Source organism: Streptomyces luteogriseus, assembly GCF_014205055.1.
Taxonomy (GTDB): domain Bacteria; phylum Actinomycetota; class Actinomycetes; order Streptomycetales; family Streptomycetaceae; genus Streptomyces; species Streptomyces luteogriseus.
This window is the reverse complement of record NZ_JACHMS010000001.1, coordinates 7,040,964-7,057,920: the sequence shown is the minus strand read 5'-3', so window position 1 is coordinate 7,057,920 and position 16,957 is coordinate 7,040,964. Positions and strand designations below refer to the sequence as shown.

Below are 16,957 nucleotides of genomic sequence, written 5' to 3'. Positions count from 1 at the left end.
GCCGGTGATGCTCGCAGGCCGTCCGCAGGTGCGTCGAGCGGTTATCCCAGCACCTCGTCGCAGGCCGTACGCAGCCGCCGTACGCCCTCCGCGATCTCTCCGGTCCCGGCGACCGCCGCGAAGCTGAGCCGCAGATGCGCGGCCGGCGGCTCGGCGCTGAAGTACGGGCGGCCGGGCGTGAGGGCGACGCCGGCGCGCAGCGCCGCGGAGGTCAGGGCCGACTCGTCCGTGCCGTCGGGCAGGCGGGGCCAGAGGTGGTAGCCGCCGGAGGGGATGTGCGGCAGGGCCAGCTCCGGCAGGTGCAGGGCGAGGGCGCCGGTCATCGCGTCCCGCCGGGTCCTCAACTCCGCGGAGACGGCCCGCAGATGACGTGGCCAGGCGGGCGAGCCGACGAGTTCGAGTGCGGCCTCCTGGAGCGGGCGCGGTACGAAGAACGTGTCGACGACCTGGATGGCGCGCAGCCGCTCCAGCACCGGCCCGCGCGCGGCCAGGGCGCTCACCCGGAAGCTCGGCGAGGTCGCCTTGGTCAGCGAACAGACGTGGACGACGACGCCGTCGGGGTCGTCGGCGGCCAGCGGGCGCGGCAGCGGCCCCGCGTCCTCGTGCACGAGCCGCCGCACGAAGTCGTCCTCGACGACGAACGCGCCCGCCTCGCGCGCGATGCGCAGCACCTCGGCGCGCCGCCCTTGCGCGAGCACCGCGCCGGTGGGGTTCTGGAAGAGCGGCTGGCAGACGAAGGCCGGGGCGCCGGTGGCGCGGAACGCGTCGGCGAGCAGCGCGGGTTTCACACCGTCGGCGTCCACCGGGACGGGCACCGGGCGCAGTCCGGCGGCCCGGGCGATGGCGAGCATGCCGGGGTAGGTGGGCGACTCGACCAGGACGGGGGCGCCGGGCGGGGCCAAGGCGCGCAGGGCGGTGGTGAGCGCGGACTGTCCGCCCGCGGTGACCAGCACCTCGGCGGCGGTGAAGGACCCGCCGATGCCGCGTGCGAACCACTCGCGCAGCTCCGGCAGCCCCTCCACGGGCGGGCGCCCCCAGGCCCCGGGACGCCGCCCGGCCCGCGAGAGGGCTGCGGCCATCGCCCGCTCCGGCTGCAGCGACGGGTGAAGATAGCCGCCGTTGAACTCGATCACGCCGGGCGGCGGGGCGGCCAGCGACACCAGCACCCCGGACGCGTCGACCGAGCGCGGTACGAGGTCGGCGGCACCGTCGGCGCTGAGGGCGACCTCCTGCCAGGAGGTGTCCCCGGCGGGGGCCGGCGACGTCCGGGCCTGTGCGCGGAAGGCGCCCGCCCCGGGCCGGGTGACCACGAGACCCTCGGCGGCGAGCTGAGCCAGGGCCCGCGACACCGTCACCGGGCTCACCCGGAACCGCTCGACCAGAGCCCGGCTCGACGGCAGCTTTCCACCGGGAGAGTAGCGGTCGAGCTCCCGCCTCAGCCGTTCTGCCAGTTCACCAACGCTGCTACGCTCTTGCATGAGAGCACAGAGTAGCGCTACTACCGCACCTTCGATAGCAGTCGCCACCTCGGAGCCGGAGCGTCCGGGATTCGGCACCCTCCAGGCCGCCCTCGGTGTCGCCGCCTTCTCGCTCACGTTCCCGGCCACCGCCTGGGGGCTGGAGGGTTTCGGGCCCTGGTCGCTGGTCGCCGTGCGGAGCGTTCTGGCCGCGGTGATCGCGGGCGGCTGTCTGCTGGCACTGCGGGTGCCGCTGCCCGGCCGCCGGCACTGGGCGGGACTCGCGGTCGTCGGGGCGGGTGTCGTCCTCGGCTTCCCCCTGCTGACCACGCTGGCGCTGGAGACGTCCACCACCGCGCACGCCGCCGTCGTGGTCGGACTGCTCCCGCTGACCACCGCGCTCTTCTCCGCGCTGCGCGTCGGCACCCGCCCCTCGCGCACCTTCTGGATCGCGGCCCTGGCGGGCGCGACGGCGGTGCTGGCCTTCACCGTGCAGCAGAGCGGCGGCGCCCTGACCACCGCCGACCTGTACCTCTTCGGCGCACTGCTGGTCTGCGCGGCCGGCTACACCGAGGGCGGCCGGCTGGCCCGGATCATGCCGGGCTGGCAGGTGATCGGCTGGGCGCTGGCGCTGTGCCTGCCGCTGACCGTGCCGGTCGCCGCGCTCGCCCTGGCGCAGGAACCCGTGCGGCTGACCGCGCACAGCGTCACCGGCCTGCTGTGGGTCGCCGCGGGCTCGCAGTTCGTCGGGCTGGTCGTCTGGTACCGCGGCATGGCGGCCATCGGCATCCCCAAGGCCAGCCAGTTGCAGCTCGCCCAGCCGCTGCTCACACTGGTGTGGTCGGTACTGCTGCTGGGCGAGCACCTCACGGTCGCCGCCCCGCTGACGGCCGTGGCGGTGCTGGTCTGCATCGCCGTCACACAGCGATCACGCGGCTGAGCGGGGAGCGTCCACGGCCACTGCCGACCGGCGCCCCCCACCGTAGACTCGGAGGCCACGGACCGCTGCTCCGCACCTCGTGAGGAGGCCCCAGATGCGCGCAACCGTGGGCGACCAGCTTGTCCAGCACGGCAGGGTGGTCGGTCAGCACGACAAGGTCGGCGAGATCGTCGAAGTTCTCGGCCACGAGGGCAACCCCCCGTACCGCGTCCGGTTCGAGGACGGGCACGAGGGCGTGTGCTCCCCGGGACCCGACACGGAGATCCGGCACCGGGAGACCACCACCGGGCCATGACTCAGCGCGGGGGCGGCGCGGGCTGCACGTAGTGGTCGGCGACGACCCGCGCCATCGCCCCGATCCGGTCGGCCGCCACGTCCTTGGCGGCGAAGTAGACGTGCCCGCGCACCTGTGCGTGCTCCCCGGCCAGCGTCAGGTGCCGGGACAGCTCTCCCGTCTGCTGCCACGCCGCGGGCTGCGCCGGGTCGCCGGCCTTGTACAGCGCCTCCCCGACGTAGAGCTGCGTCGAGCTGCCGCGCGCGACCTCCGCCCACCAGGGCACCAGCTTCGCGTAGTCGGCGGCGGCGAAGCCGATGTTCCAGTACAGCTGCGGGACGATGTAGTCGATCCAGCCCTCGCGCACCCACTTCCGGGTGTCCGCGTGCAGATCGTCGTACGTCTCCACACCCGCCTTCGTGTCCGAGCCGGCCGGGTCGGTCCCGGCGTTGCGCCACACCCCGAAGGGGCTGATGCCGAAGCGTGCGCCCGGCCGGACCTCCTTGACGCGGTCCGCCGTCTCCCGCACCAGCCGGTCGATGTTGTCCCGTCGCCAGGCGGCCCGGTCCGGGAAGTCGCCGCCGTGCTCGTCGTAGGCCGCGTCGTCGTCGAAGGTCTGCCCCGCCAGGGGGTACGGGTAGAAGTAGTCGTCGAAGTGGACGCCGTCCACGGGGTACTCGGCCACCGCGTCGAGCATCGCGTCCTCGACGAAGGCGCGGACCTCGGGCAGCCCCGGGTTGTAGAAGAGCTTCCCGCCGTACGTGACCACCCAGTGGGGGTTCTCGCGGGCGGGGTGGGAGGCGGCCAGGCGGGTCGGGTCGGCGTGGACGGCGATCCGGTACGGGTTGAACCAGGCGTGCAGGTGAAGTCCCCGGGCGTGAGCCTCCTCGACGGCGGTGCCCAGCGGGTCCCAGCCGGGGTCCTTGCCCTGGGTGCCGGTGAGGTACTGCGACCAGGGCTCGTACGGCGAGGGCCACATCGCGTCCGCCGTGGGCCGGACCTGGAAGAACACGGTGTTGAGGCGGTTCTCCGCCGCCGTGTCCAGATGGGTGAGCAGTTCGGCGCGCTGCTGCGACGCGGTCAGCCCGGACTTCGACGGCCAGTCGCGGTTGGCCACGGACGCGATCCAGACGCCCCGCATCTCGGAGTCCGGTACCCCGCCCCCGCGCCCGGTCGCGGCCGATGCCCTGGGCATCATCGTGAAAGCCGACAGCGCCGCCACGGCGAACGCCCTGCGTGAGACTCGTCCCATCCGCATGCCCCAAAAGCCGCGGATCCGCCCGGTCGCGGATCGCTCCGGGCCCAGCATGCCCCAAGCGGACCCGCCCCCCGCGATCGATCATCGATACTTCGGAGTAACGTGCTCGAACGGAGCAGGCGCCGCGACCCGGCGAGCCTGCCCGGACGTGGATCAGCAGCGAAAGGGACGATGTGACGGACATCCCAGCGGGAGACATTGCACGCGTCGGAGTCGTGGGCTGCGGTCAGATGGGCGCGGGCATCGCCGAGGTGTGCGCCCGGGCCGGCCTGGACGTCATGGTCGCCGAGACCACCGGCGAGGCCCTGGAGATCGGCCGTACCCGGCTGTTCACCTCCCTGGCCAAGGCAGCCGAGCGCGGCAAGATCACCGACGAGGAGCAGGAGGCCACGCTGGCCCGCCTGAGCTTCACCACGGACCTCGGCGAGTTCGCCGACCGTGATCTGGTGATCGAGGCCGTCGTCGAGAACGAACAGGTCAAGACGGAGATCTTCCAGGTCCTCGATCAGGTCGTGACCCGGCCCGACGCGATCCTGGCCTCCAACACCTCCTCGATCCCGCTGGTGAAGCTCGCGGTGGCGACGTCGCGACCCGACCAGGTCATCGGCATCCACTTCTTCAACCCGGCCCCGGTGCAGAAGCTCGTCGAGCTGATCCCGGCGCTCACCACGTCCGAGGGCACGATCGGCCGCGCCCAGATGTTCACCGAGAAGCTGCTCGGCAAGCACGCCATCCGCGCCCAGGACCGCTCCGGCTTCGTGGTCAACGCGCTGCTGATCCCGTACCTGCTCTCCGCGATCCGGATGTTCGAGACGGGCATCGCCAGCCGCGAGGACATCGACAACGGCATGGAGATGGGCTGCGCCCACCCGATGGGCCCCCTGAAGCTGTCCGACCTGATCGGCCTGGACACGGTCGCCTCGGTCGCCCAGTCCATGTACGAGGAGTACAAGGAGCCCCTGTACGCCGCTCCCCCGCTCCTGCAGCGCATGGTCGACGCGGGCCGGCTGGGCCGCAAGACGGGCTCGGGCTTCTACACGTACGCCTGATCGCCCGGCTTTCGCAGCCACCTCAACGCCGCCGCTCCTCCGGCCACGGCCGGACCCGGCGGCGTCCCCATTCCCGCGCCTGCTCGTTCGTACGACGGCGCAGCCAGCCCATCCAGAGGGCGAGCGGGGTGACGACGAGCGCGATCAGCAGCGACGTGCCCCACCCGTCCCCCGCGGTGAACCGGAGCATCAGGACCACCAGCGCGTAGAGCGTCAGCGTCCAGGCCGCGTTCTTCTGCCACCTCGTCATGGCGTCCCGGGTACCCCCGGAGGCCGATTACGGACGGTCAGATTTCGGCCAAAAGACGGGCCCGGCACCTGAGTTGGTGCCGGGCCCGCGGCATTCACACACCGTGTGCGCGCCGGGCTCGCATATGCCCCTCGCACACTCTCCCCAGGCGCCCACCAGGCGAGTTGACTCCTCATGCGCATGCAAGGGATGTGAAACGACTACGGAAAGGAGCGGACTCGTGACCGCCGATCCCGAGCATCCCGTCGTTCATGGAGAACTCGCAGAGTTACGACGCCGCCTCGATGTGGCCTACGCCCGTGTCGAGGGCGGGCTGGCCCTGCTCAGTCACCGCACCGAGGAGACCGCCAAGGAACTCGACGAGCTCAACACCCGGATCCACTCGCTCGAACACGCGCGCTGGCCGCTGCCCGCGGTAGCCGCCCTCACCGCCGTGGGTGCCCTCGTCGTGGCGATCTGGCAGGCGCTGGGACGCTAGCTCCTCAGGGCAACGTGTCCTGACCGAGCCTGAGATGGTGCAGCAGAAGTAACGCGGCCGCCATGTTGGCGGCCGGGACCTCGCCGCGGGCGACCATGTCGGGGACGAGTTTGAGAGGCACCCATTCCCGACGGTCCGACTCGAAGTCGTCCACGGGATGCCCGACGTACTCGCCCTCGTCGGCCCAGTACACGTGGTGCCGGGCGTCGGTGAGCCCGTTGGACGGCTCCACGCTCATGAGATGGCGCAGGGGTCCCGGCCGCCAGCCGGTTTCCTCCTCCAGTTCCCTGGCGGCCGCGCGGGCGATGTCCTCGCCGTCCTCGACCACCCCCGCCGCGAGTTCCCACCCCCAGCTGTCGGTGATGAAACGGTGCCGCCAAAGCAGCAGCACCTCGTTGGCCTCGTTGACGACCGTGGCCACCGCGACGGGCCGCAGCCGTATGAGGAAGTGGTCCAGATGCCGGCCGTCGGGCAGTTCGACATCCGCGAGATTGACGCTGAACCAGCGGTTTGAGTACACAGTTTGTTCGTTGTGTTTCGTCCACTGCACGGTTCTGCCACCTTCCGTCGAGTAAGTGGCAATATCGCAGCAGGGACGTAGGCAGAGCAGGCGCATGGGACGCGCCTCGGAGCGACACGGGCACCACCGCCCGGGTCTACAACGGTACGCGCAACGCCCCGTCGATGAGTTCGGCCGCCTCGGCCGTGCCCGCGCAACCGCTGCGCACCAGGTGCTCCCGCACCGCGCGCAGCCGGTCGCGCAGCCGCTGGGACTCCATGCCGCGGGCCTGCTCGGCCATCTGCACGGCGATGGCCACCGCCTTGTCGGCGTTGCCCTGCCGCAGCTCGATGGTGCTGAGCATCGCCAGCCGGTGCACCCGGCCGCGGTCGTGCGCCGGGTTGTCGACGGCGGCCGCCGCGTGCTCCCCGGCGGCCGCGATCTCCCCGAGGCTCAGCAGCGCCTCCGCCACCTGCACGTTGACGAGCCCGGGCTGGACATAGCCGGTCTCGTCGGGCTCGTAACCGCGCCGGATGCGCTCGGCGGACTGCTCGGCCCGCCGGATGCAGGACAGGGCGCTGGTACCGTCGCCGAGATGCGCGTACGCCTTGGCCTGCATTGCGTACAGGTCGGAGGCGAGCGCCGGGGTGATGTGCTTGCCCGCGGCCCGCAGCGCGGCCTCCGCGAAGGCCACGGACTGCCGGTACTCCCGCATGAACAGTGCCTGGTTGACGAGCAGGGCGATCACATACGCCCCGAGCCCCCGGTCCCCGCTGGCCTTGGCGAGCCGCAGCGCCTGGTGGAAGTAGCGCTGGGCGAGCCCGTGCGCGTCGGAGTCGTAGGCGCAGATGCCGGCGACCGCCACCAACCCGCCGGTGGCCCGGTGCAGTTGCCGGCCGGTCTCGTCGGTGTAGCCGCCGCGCAGCAGCGGGGCGGCCTCGGCGTTGAGGAAGCCGACGATCCGGGCCCGCGTCGCGATGCCCCCGGCCTTGCGGTACATCTGCTCGTAGTGCGCACGGGCGGACCGCAGCATCTCCAGGTCGCCCGTGGTCACCCGGTGTCTGCCGCCGCGTGAGACGTCCACGTCCTCGGGCGGGTTCTCCCACTCCCACACCGGCATCACGGCAGGCGTGCCGGTGAGCGCGGGCGCGCCCAGGATGTGCGGACGCTGTTGCTGGTCGGAGCGCCACAGGGCGGTGGCCCGTTCGACGAACCCGGACAGCGAGCCGGTGTGCGGGGCGGACGGCTCGCCGGGCACGCCGAGTCCGACGTCGTCGAGGGTGACCTGCCGTTGCAGCCGGCCGGCGAGCACCTCGCAGATCAGGTCGGGCACCTGGCCCCGGGGCCGCTGACCCTTCAACCACCGGGCGACGGCGGTGTGTTCGTACCTCAGGGACAGACCACGGGCCCGTCCCGCCTGGTTGACGTGTGCGGCCAGCCCCGCGTGCGAGATCCCCGCCTCGTCCAGGATCGCGTCGAGCAGAGTGTTGGGCTGCATGTGGGCCCCCCGGATGGCTCGGTGCGGACAGGTTAGTGGGTCCGCCTTCACACGGGGTGTGAACGGAGTGCCCGAATCCGCACCGTGTGCGCACTGTCGCTCAGAGTCGCCGGCCGGTTGACTGAACTGCCTCGAAAGAGGCCGGCCGGGCCGCCGGCTCCCCCTCGTACAGTGCGGCGGCCCGCAACCGCCGTCCGCCCGGCCGCCTGCCCGACACTCCGTGGCGGGGCGGACGGCATCGCCGGCCGCCCCGAGGGGCGCGGGGACTGCGCGACGAGCCACGCGAGCACGCAGCCGCCGTCGTCGCGCAGTCCCGCGGCGCTAACTCCGCAGCTCGGCTCCGACACGCTCGCCCGCGAGGGCGACCGCCGCGTCCCGGGCCGCGGAGGCCTCGTCCACCGTCAGCGTCCGGTCGGGGGCCCGGAACCGCAGCGCGTACGCCAACGACTTCCGTCCCTCGCCCAACTGCTCGGCGTTCTCGTACACGTCGAACAGCCGGATGGACTCCAGCAGCTCCCCGGCTCCGTCCCGCAGCGCCGCCTCGACATCCACGGCCGGCACGAACGCGTCGACGACCAAGGCGACGTCCTGCGTGGCGACGGGGAACGTGGAGATCCGGGGTGCCGAGGCCGTGGCGTCACCGGCGGTCTCCACCGCGTCCAGGTCGAGCTCCATCGCGCAGGTGCGCGCGGGCAGCCCGAAGGCCTTCACGACCCGCGGGTGCAACTCGCCCGCGTGTCCCACGACCCGCTCGGCGCCGTCCACGGTGACGACCAGCTCGGCGCACCGCCCCGGGTGCCACGGGCCGTACTGGCCCTTGCGGACGACCAGTTCGGCGCCGGCCTCACGGGCGACGGACCGTGCCGCCTCGACCGCGTCGGCCCAGTCGGCCGGACGGCCCTTGCCCCACCAGCCGGCCTGCTCACGCGCACCGGCGAGGACGACGGCGATGTGCCGCGGCTGGTCGGGCAGCGCCGCGTTCAGCTCGGCGAGCTCCTCGTCGGTCGGGCGACGGTCGACGGGCAGCACGGCCGCGACCCGCTGCTCCTCGCGCGGCCGGAAGACCAGACCGGACTCGAACAGCGCGAGGTCGTGCGAGCCCCGGCCGTCGTTGCGCCGCAGGGCGGCGAGCAGTCCCGGCAGCAGCGACGTGCGCAGCGCGGGCTCCTCGTCGCTCAGCGGGTTGCTGAGCTTGACGACGCGGCGGGCCGGGTCGTCCGCCTCGAGGCCGAGCTGGTCGAAGACCTGCTCGCCGATGAACGGGTAGTTCGGCGCCTCGACGTATCCGGCACCGGCCAGGGCGCGGCCCACGCGGCGGTGCAGCCGCTGCCGGTCGGTCAGGCCGAGGCCCGCCGGGGGCTTGGGCAGCGTCGAGGGCAGGTTCTCGTAGCCCTCCAGCCGGATGACCTCTTCGGCCAGGTCGTTCGGGTCGGTGAGGTCGGGCCGCCAGGACGGGACGGTGACGATCAGCTCGTCCTGCCCGTACACGTCGCAGCCGACCTCCTGGAGGCGGCGCACGACGGTCTCGCGGCCGTAGGCGACGCCCGCGACCTTGTCCGGGTGGTCGGCCGGGATGGTGATGGTGCGCGGCGCGGACGGGGCGAGGACCTCGGTGACACCGGCCTCGGCGGTGCCGCCCGCGAGCAGCACCAGCAGGTCGACCGTGCGCTGCGCGGCGGCCGCCGCGGCCTGCGGGTCGACGCCGCGCTCGAAGCGCCGGGACGCCTCGGAGGACAGCTTGTGCCGGCGGGCCGTACGCGCGATCGACACGGCGTCGAAGTGAGCGGCCTCGATGACGACGTCCGCCGTGGCGTTCTCCACGGCGATGGGGGTCCCCCCTGCTCGAGCGGAGTCGAGAGCTTGGGGGAGGTCGGCGATCTCCGTGTTCGCGCCGCCCATGACACCGGCGAGCCCGATCGGGCCGCGGTCGTCGGTGATCACCAGATCCTCGGCGTCCAGCGTGCGCTCCACACCGTCCAGGGTGATGAGCTTCTCGCCCGCCTCGGCCCGGCGCACCCCGATGGTGCCCTGGACCAGGCCGCGGTCGTAGGCGTGCAGCGGCTGGCCGAGCTCCATCATCACGTAGTTCGTGACGTCGACGGCGAGCGAGATCGGGCGCATGCCGACCTTCTGCAGGCGGCGCTGGAGCCAGATCGGGGAGCGTGCCTCGGCGCTGAGACCGGTCACAGTGCGAGCGGTGAAACGGTCACAGCCGAGGGGGTCGGAGATCCGCACCGGGTAGCCGTACGCGTTCGGACCGGGCACGTCGATCAGCGCCGGGTCACGCAGCGGCAGGCCGTAGGCGATGGCGGTCTCACGGGCCACGCCGCGCAGCGACAGGCAGTAGCCGCGGTCGGGCGTGACCGCGATGTCGAGAACCTCGTCGACCAGTTCCAGCAGCTCGACGGCGTCCTTGCCGATCTCGGTCTCCGGCGGCAGGACGATGATGCCCTTGGTGCCGTCGTCGCCCATGTTCAGCTCGTCGCTGGAGCAGATCATGCCGCGAGACATCCGGCCGTAGGTCTTGCGCTCGGCGATCTGGAAGTCACCGGGCAGGACGGCGCCGGGCAGGGCCACGACGACCTTGTCGCCCACGGCGAAGTTGCGGGCGCCGCAGATGATCTCCTGCGGCTCGCCCGTGCCGTTGGCCTGGCCGACGTCGACGGTGCAGAAGCGGATCGGCTTCTTGAAGTCCGTCAGCTCCTCGATCGTCGCCACCTGGCCGACGACCAGCGGACCCTTGAGGTCGGCGCCGAGCTGCTCGACGGTCTCGACCTCCAGACCGGCCGAAATGAGCTTGGCCTGCACGTCACGACCGGTCTCCGTCTCCGGCAGGTCGACGTACTCCCGCAGCCAAGAAAGCGGGACCCGCATCAGATCTCCATCCCGAACGGCCGGGTGAACCGGACGTCACCCTCGACCATGTCTCGCATGTCTTCGACGTTGTGGCGGAACATCAGCATCCGCTCGATGCCGAACCCGAAGGCGAACCCGCTGTACTTCTCGGGGTCGACGCCGCAGGCTGTGAGCACCCGCGGGTTGACCATGCCGCAGCCGCCGAGCTCGATCCAGCCCTCGGAGGAGCAGGTACGGCAGGGGCGGTCGGGGTTGCCGATGGACTCGCCCTTGCAGACGTAGCAGAGCATGTCCATCTCGGCGCTGGGCTCGGTGAACGGGAAGTAGTTCGGCCTGAGCCGGGTCTTCATGTCCTCGCCGAACAGGGCCTGGACCATGTGGTCCAGGGTGCCCTTGAGGTCGGCCATCGTCAGGCCCTCGTCGACCGCCAGCAGCTCGATCTGGTGGAAGACGGGCGTGTGCGTGGCGTCGAGCTCGTCGGTGCGGAACACCCGGCCGGGGCAGACGATGTAGACCGGCAGCTCACGGTCGAGCAGCGCGCGGGCCTGCACCGGGGAGGTGTGGGTGCGCAGCACGACGCCGGACCCGGACTCGTCGGTGCCCTTCGGGCCCTGGACGAAGAAGGTGTCCTGCATCTGCCGGGCCGGGTGGTCGGGCAGGAAGTTCAAGGCGTCGAAGTTGAACCACTCCGCTTCGGCCTCCGGGCCCTCGGCGACCTCGTAGCCCATGGCCACGAAGACGTCCGCGACCCGCTCCATCATCGTGGTGAGCGGGTGCCGGGCGCCGGACGGTACGCGGTCGTACGGCAGCGTGACGTCCACCGCCTCCTCGACGAGCACCCGCGCGTCCCGCTCGGCCTCGAGCTCCACCTGGCGGGCGGCGAGGGCCTTGTTCACGGCGCCGCGGGCCTGGCCGACGCGCTTGCCGGCCTCGGCCTTGGCGTGCGGGGGCAGGGCGCCGATCTCGCGGTTGGCGAGGGCCAGCGGGGAGGTGGGGCCGGTCTGGGCGACCTTGGCCTCGTGGAGCGCGTCGAGGGAGTCCGCGGCGGCGAAGGCGGCGAGCGCCTCGTCCCGCATGCGCTCGATCTCTTCCGGTTTCAACGTCTCGACCTCGACAGGGTCGTACGACTTATTCGGTGCCGACATCTCTTCCCGTGCTTCCGATTGGCTGGCTGAAGGTCCCCGTCACCGACTCGGACGGCCGTCTTTGGGACACGAAGGTGCCAATGGCCGAGTCTAACGGGGTGGAGGTATACGAATGCGCCCGCGGGGCTCAGGCGAGATAGGCCGGAGCGCTCACGGGCAACGTAAATCGGAACTCGGCGCCGGCGCCGGGGGCGCGGCCGACCGTGATGGTGCCGCCGTGGGCCTCGACGATGCCCTTGACGATGTAGAGACCGAGGCCCGTCCCTCCGCGCTTGCTGCCCCGCCAGAAGCGGGTGAAGACGCGGTTCATGGACTCCTCCGGGATGCCGGGCCCCTCGTCGCTCACCGTGACCGACGTACCGGTGTCCTCGTCCTCGCGGGGGGACGCCGTGGCCGTGACGTCGATCGTGACAGTTCCCTCGCCGTGCCGCACGGCATTTTCCAGCAGGTTGCTGAGCACCTGGTCGATCTTGTCGGGGTCGGCCCACAGGTCGGGCAGCGGCTGCTGGACGCGCAGCAGGAAGCGGTCGGCGGGCTGCCCCGCGGCGACGTAGGCCTGGATGTGCCGTCCGACGGCGGCGCCCATGTCGACGGGCTGGCGCCGCACCTCCAGCCGCCCGGAATCGATGCGGGAGATGTCGAGCAGCTCGGCGATGAGCCGGGTGACCCGGTCGGCGTCGGCGTCGACGGTCTCCAGCATCAGGCGCTTCTGGTCGTCGGTGAAGCGTTCCCACTTGGCGAGCAGGGTGGCGGTGAAGCCCTTGACGGAGGTCAGCGGGGAGCGCAGTTCGTGGGCCACGGTGGCGATCAGCTCGGCGTGGCTGCGCTCGGTGCGGCGGCGGGCCTCGGTGTCGCGCAGGGTGACGACCAGCCGCCGGAGGGGTCCGGTGGGCCGGGTGCGGACGTAGCGCGCGCAGACCAGCACCTCACGGCCACCGGGCAGGAGCAGGTTGCGCTCGGGCTGTCCGACGCGGATGGCGAGGCCGCCGTACGGGTCGGTCAGCTGCCACCAGCGCCGGCCCTCCAGGTCTTCTAACGGCAGGGCCTTCTCAAGGCGCTGCCCGAGGGCGTCCTGGGCGCGGACGGCGGTGATGCGTTCCGCGGCCGCGTTGAAGCAGATGACGTGGCCCTGCTCGTCGGCGACGACGAGTCCGTCGGGCAGCTGGTCGGGGTCGATGCCGAGTCCGGCGGGATCCCCGGGTGGCCGGGACGCGGCGGGCGGGCTCCCGGCGTCCTGGGCTCCCGGTGCGCTGCTCGTGCCGACACTCATCCCCGTACCCCACCTCCAAGGCTCCGCAGAGGGGTCCCTGAGCTGGTCACCCTACTAGTTCCCGGTGACGGAGCGGCACCCTCCGGGGGCGCGCTGTGCACGCGCCGACGCATAGAGACATACGGCGGCGGCGGTGGCGAGGTTCAGACTCTCGGCCTTCCCGTGGATCGGAACGCGCACGACGGCGTCCGTGAGGATGCGGGTCTCCTCCGGCAGGCCCCACGCCTCGTTGCCGAAGACCCAGGCGGTCGGCCCGCCCATGGTGCCCTTGTCGAGCTCGTCGTCGAGGTCGCGGTCACCCGCGCCGTCGGCGGCGACGATCCGGGCGCCGGCCTCCCGCAGCCTCTCGACGGCCTGCTCCACGGGGACGCCGACGGCGACGGGCAGGTGGAACAGCGAGCCGACGGAGGCGCGGACGGCCTTGGGGTTGTACACGTCGACGGAGGCGTCGGTCAGCACGACGGCCTCGGCCCCGGCGGCGTCGGCGCAGCGCAGCACGGTCCCGGCGTTGCCGGGGTCACGGACGTTGGCGAGGAGGGCGACGAGCCGGGGGCGGGCCGCGAGGACCTCCTCGAAGGGCGTGTCCAGGAACCGGCAGACACCGACGAGGCCCTGCGGCGTGACGGTGGTGGAGATGTCGGCGATGACCTGCTCGGCGGCGAGGTGCACGCGGGCTCCGGCGTCGCGGGCGGCCCCGATGATGTCGGCGTAGCGCTCTGCGGCCTCCGGCGTGGTGAACAGCTCCACGAGTGTGGCGGCGTCCCCGGCCCGGTGCCCGGCGGCTTCCCGCACGGCCTGCGGTCCCTCCGCGAGGAACAGCCGCTCCTTCCCCCGGAAGTTCCGCTTGGCCAGCCGCCGCGCGGCCAGCACGCGGGGGGAGCGGGGGGAGATGAGCTCGGGGGTGGCGGGAGGCATCCGATTCGCTTTCTGGGTAGCTGCACAGCAGGACCCGCAGACCATCCGGCCTGCGGGTCCTTCAGTCACATCGGCTCGGAGCCGGCGTCACGCAGCCTTCGGCGCGTTCACGTCGCTCGGCAGCGCCTTCTGGGCGACCTCGACGAGCGCGGCGAACGCACCGGCGTCGTTGACGGCCAGCTCGGCCAGGATCTTGCGGTCGACCTCGATGTTCGCGGCCTTCAGACCCTGGATGAAGCGGTTGTAGGTCATGCCGTTGGCGCGGGCAGCGGCGTTGATGCGCTGGATCCACAGCTGACGGAAGTCGCCCTTGCGCTTCTTGCGGTCGTTGTAGTTGTAGACCAGCGAGTGGGTGACCTGCTCCTTGGCCTTGCGGTACAGGCGCGAACGCTGACCGCGGTAGCCGGAGGCCTGCTCGAGGATCGCCCGACGCTTCTTGTGGGCGTTGACTGCCCGCTTGACGCGTGCCACTTGTTAACTCCTTGTAGCGGGGCCGTGGGGGTGCGCACACGGCCCGAAATCGATTGGGTCCCGGTCTGACGTACGTCCGGCGCTCACGCGCCCGGACGTCACTTGCCGAGAAGCTTCTTGATCTTCGCGGCGTCGCCCGGGGCCATCTCGGCGTTGCCGGTGAGGCGACGCGTCACACGGGACGACTTGTGCTCGAGCAGGTGGCGCTTGCCGGCGCGCTCGCGCAGCACCTTGCCGGAGCCGGTGATCTTGAAGCGCTTGCTGGCACCGCTGTGCGACTTGTTCTTCGGCATAGCGCCGTTCTCTCCTCGTCGGTGGCACTCCGGTGCCCGGTCGCGAAACCGGGCACGGTGGAGCGTCGTCTTGTATCGGTTGCTTCCTGGGACTGGCGTCCCGGGAGTCACGCCTCGGCGGGCTCCTCAGCCGGCGCCTCGACCGTCGCCTCAGCCGTCGCCTCGGACTCCGCAGCGTTCTGCGACTTGCCGGGGTTGGCCTTCGCTTCCGCCTTGCGGGCTTCCTGCGCCTGGCGAGCCTCGGCCATCGCCTCGGTCTTCTTCTTGTGCGGACCGAGGACCATGATCATGTTGCGGCCGTCCTGCTTCGGGTTCGACTCGACGAACCCGAGATCGGCCACGTCCTCCGCGAGACGCTGCAGCAGTCGGTAGCCGAGCTCCGGCCGGGACTGCTCGCGACCACGGAACATGATCGTGATCTTGACCTTGTCGCCCTGCTTGAGGAACCGAACGACGTGACCCTTCTTGGTGTCATAGTCGTGCGGGTCGATCTTCGGCCGGAGCTTCATCTCCTTGATGACCGTGTGCGCCTGGTTCTTGCGCGCCTCACGGGCCTTCATGGCCGACTCGTACTTGAACTTCCCGTAGTCCATGAGCTTGCACACAGGCGGACGGGCGGTCGCCGCCACCTCGACCAGGTCCAGGTCGTACTCCTGCGCAAGCTCCAGTGCCTTGGCCAGGGGGACGATGCCCACCTGCTCGCCACTGGGACCGACAAGTCGCACCTCTGGAACGCGAATCCGGTCGTTGATGCGGGGCTCGGCGCTGATGGATCCTCCTCGGTAGCACCACGCGGCGGTCTGGCGGACGGCCGCGTAACGTCAGTTTTCGGTAGACCTAACCGCGCCGAGGCAACAAAAATGCCCCGGACGATCCCAGGCGGGGCTCCTCGAACTACCGGAGCACCGCCGCGGGAAGCCGCGGGGCGCGCTTTCGGACGGACGCCGCCACGAGGACGGGACCGCCTGACCGGTGACCCGCCGCCCTGAGGGCGATCGGGTGGGAGTTCGAAAGCCTCCACTTGTGGGCCGAACTCGCGGGCTGTGAGGCACACGTGTCCGACCGGTCGTTACACGAGGTTACCAGCAATGGCCAGGAACGGCCAATTGGGGCGAGCCGGGGTCACGTGGGGTTCGCCCGCTGCCTGCGCCTATCGTGTGGGGCATGAGTGACACCCCTCCTGAGTCCCCCGACTTCGACGCCATGGCCCGCGACATCGCCGAGGTCCCGGCGGTCGAGGTGATCGTGACGGTCGCCGTCAACCTGATGAGCGCCGCCGCGGTGAAGCTCGGTCTGACCGAGGAGGGCGAGCAGCACAAGGACCTGGACGAGGCACGCAAGCTGGTCCACGCCCTGGCCGGTCTGCTGGACGCGACGGCGACGGAGATCAGCTCCTTCCACGCCGCTCCCCTGCGCGACGGCCTGAAGTCGCTGCAGCTGGCGTTCCGCGAGGCCTCCCTCGTCCCGGACGAGCCGGGCCAGGGGCCGGGCGAGAAGTACACGGGGCCGGTCTACGGCTGACCCGACGGACCGCCCGCTCCTCAGCGTACGAACAGGGGCTCGCCCGGTGGCGTGACCTCGGCCGGCAGCAGTGCCAGGTCGAGGCCGCGTACCAGGCGGGCCCTCAGCGTTTCGTCGGCGGCGAGCCGCTCCGCGACGGCCCGCGCGGCCTCGGCCGGTACCGCGGACGGGTCCAGCACCAGGGCGAGGGTGCCGTCGGCCTGCCCCGGCCCGAGGTGGGCCCGGATCACGGCGGGCTCGGCGGCCACGGCATCCCGTACGGCCTCCACCACGACCGGGTCGGCGAGCGGGTCGGTGCTCGCGCGGCCCTCGGCGAGGGCGAGCAGCGCGGGACCCGTCAGTTCGAAGGGCACCGGCCCGGCCAGGTCGAGCACGACCGTGTCCGCCCTCTCGTGCGCGGCGGCCTGCAAGGCCTGGTGCAGCGGTACGGCGACGGGGCGGGCCTCCGGGTCCCAGCGGGCCAGGGAGTCCGTGGAGGTGAAGGCGGGCAGGGCGGTGCGGTCGCCGGCCTTGAGCGTCGGTACGGCCATGTCGCTGGTCTTCTCGCGGCGCAGTCCCCGCTCGTCCTCCTCGGCCTCGCCGAGCACGGCCACGACGGGGACGAGCAGCCGGGCGCCTTTGAGGGCGGCCAGGACCGGGCCCACGGCACTCCGGTCCGCGGACCAGGCGGCGAGTGCGGCGCTCAGCCGGGGGTCGGCGGAGCCGTCGTCGTCGGAGAAGCCGGAGTCCGGGATGTTCTTGTTCGCCACGCGTCGACCCTATCGGCCGGACGGTGCGTGTCCG

The 16,957-nt window shown here is 71.9% G+C and carries 18 protein-coding genes; 5 read left to right on the top strand and 13 right to left on the bottom strand.

The features are described from left to right. Positions 1 to 41 precede the first annotated feature (41 nt). Complete coding sequence (locus tag BJ965_RS31460) at positions 42 to 1,478, bottom strand: aminotransferase-like domain-containing protein (RefSeq protein WP_184913390.1); 1,437 nt, start codon at positions 1,476 to 1,478, stop codon at positions 42 to 44. Here BJ965_RS31460 and BJ965_RS31455 point away from each other — a divergent pair. Next, positions 1,477 to 2,397 (top strand): DMT family transporter, encoded by a 921-nt coding sequence (locus tag BJ965_RS31455; RefSeq protein ID WP_184913387.1) that lies wholly within the window; start codon positions 1,477 to 1,479, stop codon positions 2,395 to 2,397. The genes BJ965_RS31460 and BJ965_RS31455 overlap by 2 nt on opposite strands. 94 nt (positions 2,398 to 2,491) lie before the next feature. After that, complete coding sequence (locus BJ965_RS31450) at positions 2,492 to 2,692, top strand: DUF1918 domain-containing protein (RefSeq protein ID WP_030848770.1); 201 nt, start codon at positions 2,492 to 2,494, stop codon at positions 2,690 to 2,692. A gap of 1 nt (position 2,693) precedes the next feature. Here BJ965_RS31450 and BJ965_RS31445 read toward each other — a convergent pair whose 3' ends face one another. Continuing rightward, the gene (locus BJ965_RS31445) at positions 2,694 to 3,923 is read right to left on the bottom strand and encodes a glycoside hydrolase family 10 protein (RefSeq protein ID WP_376777954.1); all 1,230 of its coding nucleotides are present in this window, start codon (positions 3,921 to 3,923) and stop codon (positions 2,694 to 2,696) included. Between the two features lie 179 nt (positions 3,924 to 4,102). On the opposite strand from BJ965_RS31445, the gene BJ965_RS31440 reads away from it, so the two are divergent. After that, positions 4,103 to 4,978 (top strand): 3-hydroxybutyryl-CoA dehydrogenase, encoded by an 876-nt coding sequence (locus BJ965_RS31440; RefSeq protein WP_184913383.1) that lies wholly within the window; start codon positions 4,103 to 4,105, stop codon positions 4,976 to 4,978. A gap of 22 nt (positions 4,979 to 5,000) precedes the next feature. Here BJ965_RS31440 and BJ965_RS31435 read toward each other — a convergent pair whose 3' ends face one another. Beyond that, positions 5,001 to 5,228 (bottom strand): hypothetical protein, encoded by a 228-nt coding sequence (locus BJ965_RS31435; RefSeq protein WP_184913381.1) that lies wholly within the window; start codon positions 5,226 to 5,228, stop codon positions 5,001 to 5,003. 220 nt (positions 5,229 to 5,448) lie between these two features. On the opposite strand from BJ965_RS31435, the gene BJ965_RS31430 reads away from it, so the two are divergent. Beyond that, positions 5,449 to 5,706, top strand: a complete 258-nt coding sequence (locus BJ965_RS31430; RefSeq protein ID WP_030848759.1) for a hypothetical protein — start codon at positions 5,449 to 5,451, stop codon at positions 5,704 to 5,706. A 4-nt stretch (positions 5,707 to 5,710) separates the two neighbouring features. Here the strand turns inward: BJ965_RS31430 and BJ965_RS31425 are convergent, their stop codons facing one another. The 9 genes from BJ965_RS31425 to infC all read right to left on the bottom strand — a co-directional run bounded on the left by BJ965_RS31425 (position 5,711) and on the right by infC (position 15,423). After that, complete coding sequence (locus BJ965_RS31425; RefSeq protein WP_142164958.1) at positions 5,711 to 6,256, bottom strand: NUDIX hydrolase; 546 nt, start codon at positions 6,254 to 6,256, stop codon at positions 5,711 to 5,713. Positions 6,257 to 6,362: 106 nt separating this feature from the next. Beyond that, positions 6,363 to 7,703: a transcriptional regulator gene (locus tag BJ965_RS31420; protein WP_184913378.1), complete on the bottom strand. Its 1,341-nt coding sequence runs from the start codon at positions 7,701 to 7,703 to the stop codon at positions 6,363 to 6,365. 321 nt (positions 7,704 to 8,024) lie between these two features. Continuing rightward, the gene (locus BJ965_RS31415) at positions 8,025 to 10,577 is read right to left on the bottom strand and encodes a phenylalanine--tRNA ligase subunit beta (protein WP_184913376.1); all 2,553 of its coding nucleotides are present in this window, start codon (positions 10,575 to 10,577) and stop codon (positions 8,025 to 8,027) included. Continuing rightward, positions 10,577 to 11,704, bottom strand: coding sequence for a phenylalanine--tRNA ligase subunit alpha (gene pheS / locus BJ965_RS31410; protein ID WP_030848748.1), 1,128 nt, complete (start codon positions 11,702 to 11,704; stop codon positions 10,577 to 10,579). The genes BJ965_RS31415 and pheS overlap by 1 nt, the downstream gene beginning before the upstream one ends. 127 nt (positions 11,705 to 11,831) lie before the next feature. Beyond that, positions 11,832 to 12,974, bottom strand: a complete 1,143-nt coding sequence (locus BJ965_RS31405; RefSeq protein WP_030848746.1) for a sensor histidine kinase — start codon at positions 12,972 to 12,974, stop codon at positions 11,832 to 11,834. A gap of 54 nt (positions 12,975 to 13,028) precedes the next feature. Further along, on the bottom strand, positions 13,029 to 13,889 hold the full coding sequence (locus tag BJ965_RS31400; RefSeq protein ID WP_184913374.1) for a TrmH family RNA methyltransferase: 861 nt from the start codon (positions 13,887 to 13,889) through the stop codon (positions 13,029 to 13,031). Between the two features lie 87 nt (positions 13,890 to 13,976). Further along, positions 13,977 to 14,360 (bottom strand): 50S ribosomal protein L20, encoded by a 384-nt coding sequence (rplT, locus tag BJ965_RS31395; RefSeq protein WP_010045263.1) that lies wholly within the window; start codon positions 14,358 to 14,360, stop codon positions 13,977 to 13,979. A 98-nt stretch (positions 14,361 to 14,458) separates the two neighbouring features. Continuing rightward, the gene (gene rpmI, locus BJ965_RS31390; RefSeq protein ID WP_003977225.1) at positions 14,459 to 14,653 is read right to left on the bottom strand and encodes a 50S ribosomal protein L35; all 195 of its coding nucleotides are present in this window, start codon (positions 14,651 to 14,653) and stop codon (positions 14,459 to 14,461) included. A gap of 107 nt (positions 14,654 to 14,760) precedes the next feature. Further along, a complete protein-coding gene (gene infC, locus BJ965_RS31385) occupies positions 14,761 to 15,423 on the bottom strand; it encodes a translation initiation factor IF-3 (protein ID WP_184917726.1) in 663 nt (220 codons plus the stop codon). 394 nt (positions 15,424 to 15,817) lie between these two features. Between infC and BJ965_RS31380 the strand changes: the two genes are divergently transcribed. Beyond that, on the top strand, positions 15,818 to 16,174 hold the full coding sequence (locus tag BJ965_RS31380) for a DUF1844 domain-containing protein (RefSeq protein ID WP_030848736.1): 357 nt from the start codon (positions 15,818 to 15,820) through the stop codon (positions 16,172 to 16,174). 20 nt (positions 16,175 to 16,194) lie between these two features. Here BJ965_RS31380 and BJ965_RS31375 read toward each other — a convergent pair whose 3' ends face one another. Continuing rightward, entirely contained in the window at positions 16,195 to 16,923 is a 729-nt protein-coding gene (locus BJ965_RS31375) for an SseB family protein (protein WP_184913371.1), read from the bottom strand. Positions 16,924 to 16,957: the final 34 nt, after the last annotated feature.

What these genes read in the sequence shown, in the direction of transcription:
- BJ965_RS31455 (WP_184913387.1), top strand. Translation starts at nt 1,477, where the DNA reads ATGAGAGCACAGAGTAGCGCTACTACCGCACCTTCGATAGCAGTCGCC.
- BJ965_RS31405 (WP_030848746.1), bottom strand. Translation starts at nt 12,974, where the DNA reads ATGAGTGTCGGCACGAGCAGCGCACCGGGAGCCCAGGACGCCGGGAGC.
- BJ965_RS31380 (WP_030848736.1), top strand. Translation starts at nt 15,818, where the DNA reads ATGAGTGACACCCCTCCTGAGTCCCCCGACTTCGACGCCATGGCCCGC.
- rpmI (WP_003977225.1), bottom strand. Translation starts at nt 14,653, where the DNA reads ATGCCGAAGAACAAGTCGCACAGCGGTGCCAGCAAGCGCTTCAAGATC.
- BJ965_RS31445 (WP_376777954.1), bottom strand. Translation starts at nt 3,923, where the DNA reads ATGGGACGAGTCTCACGCAGGGCGTTCGCCGTGGCGGCGCTGTCGGCT.
- BJ965_RS31450 (WP_030848770.1), top strand. Translation starts at nt 2,492, where the DNA reads ATGCGCGCAACCGTGGGCGACCAGCTTGTCCAGCACGGCAGGGTGGTC.
- BJ965_RS31435 (WP_184913381.1), bottom strand. Translation starts at nt 5,228, where the DNA reads ATGACGAGGTGGCAGAAGAACGCGGCCTGGACGCTGACGCTCTACGCG.
- BJ965_RS31400 (WP_184913374.1), bottom strand. Translation starts at nt 13,889, where the DNA reads ATGCCTCCCGCCACCCCCGAGCTCATCTCCCCCCGCTCCCCCCGCGTG.
- pheS (WP_030848748.1), bottom strand. Translation starts at nt 11,704, where the DNA reads ATGTCGGCACCGAATAAGTCGTACGACCCTGTCGAGGTCGAGACGTTG.
- BJ965_RS31415 (WP_184913376.1), bottom strand. Translation starts at nt 10,577, where the DNA reads ATGCGGGTCCCGCTTTCTTGGCTGCGGGAGTACGTCGACCTGCCGGAG.
- BJ965_RS31460 (WP_184913390.1), bottom strand. Translation starts at nt 1,478, where the DNA reads ATGCAAGAGCGTAGCAGCGTTGGTGAACTGGCAGAACGGCTGAGGCGG.
- BJ965_RS31420 (WP_184913378.1), bottom strand. Translation starts at nt 7,703, where the DNA reads ATGCAGCCCAACACTCTGCTCGACGCGATCCTGGACGAGGCGGGGATC.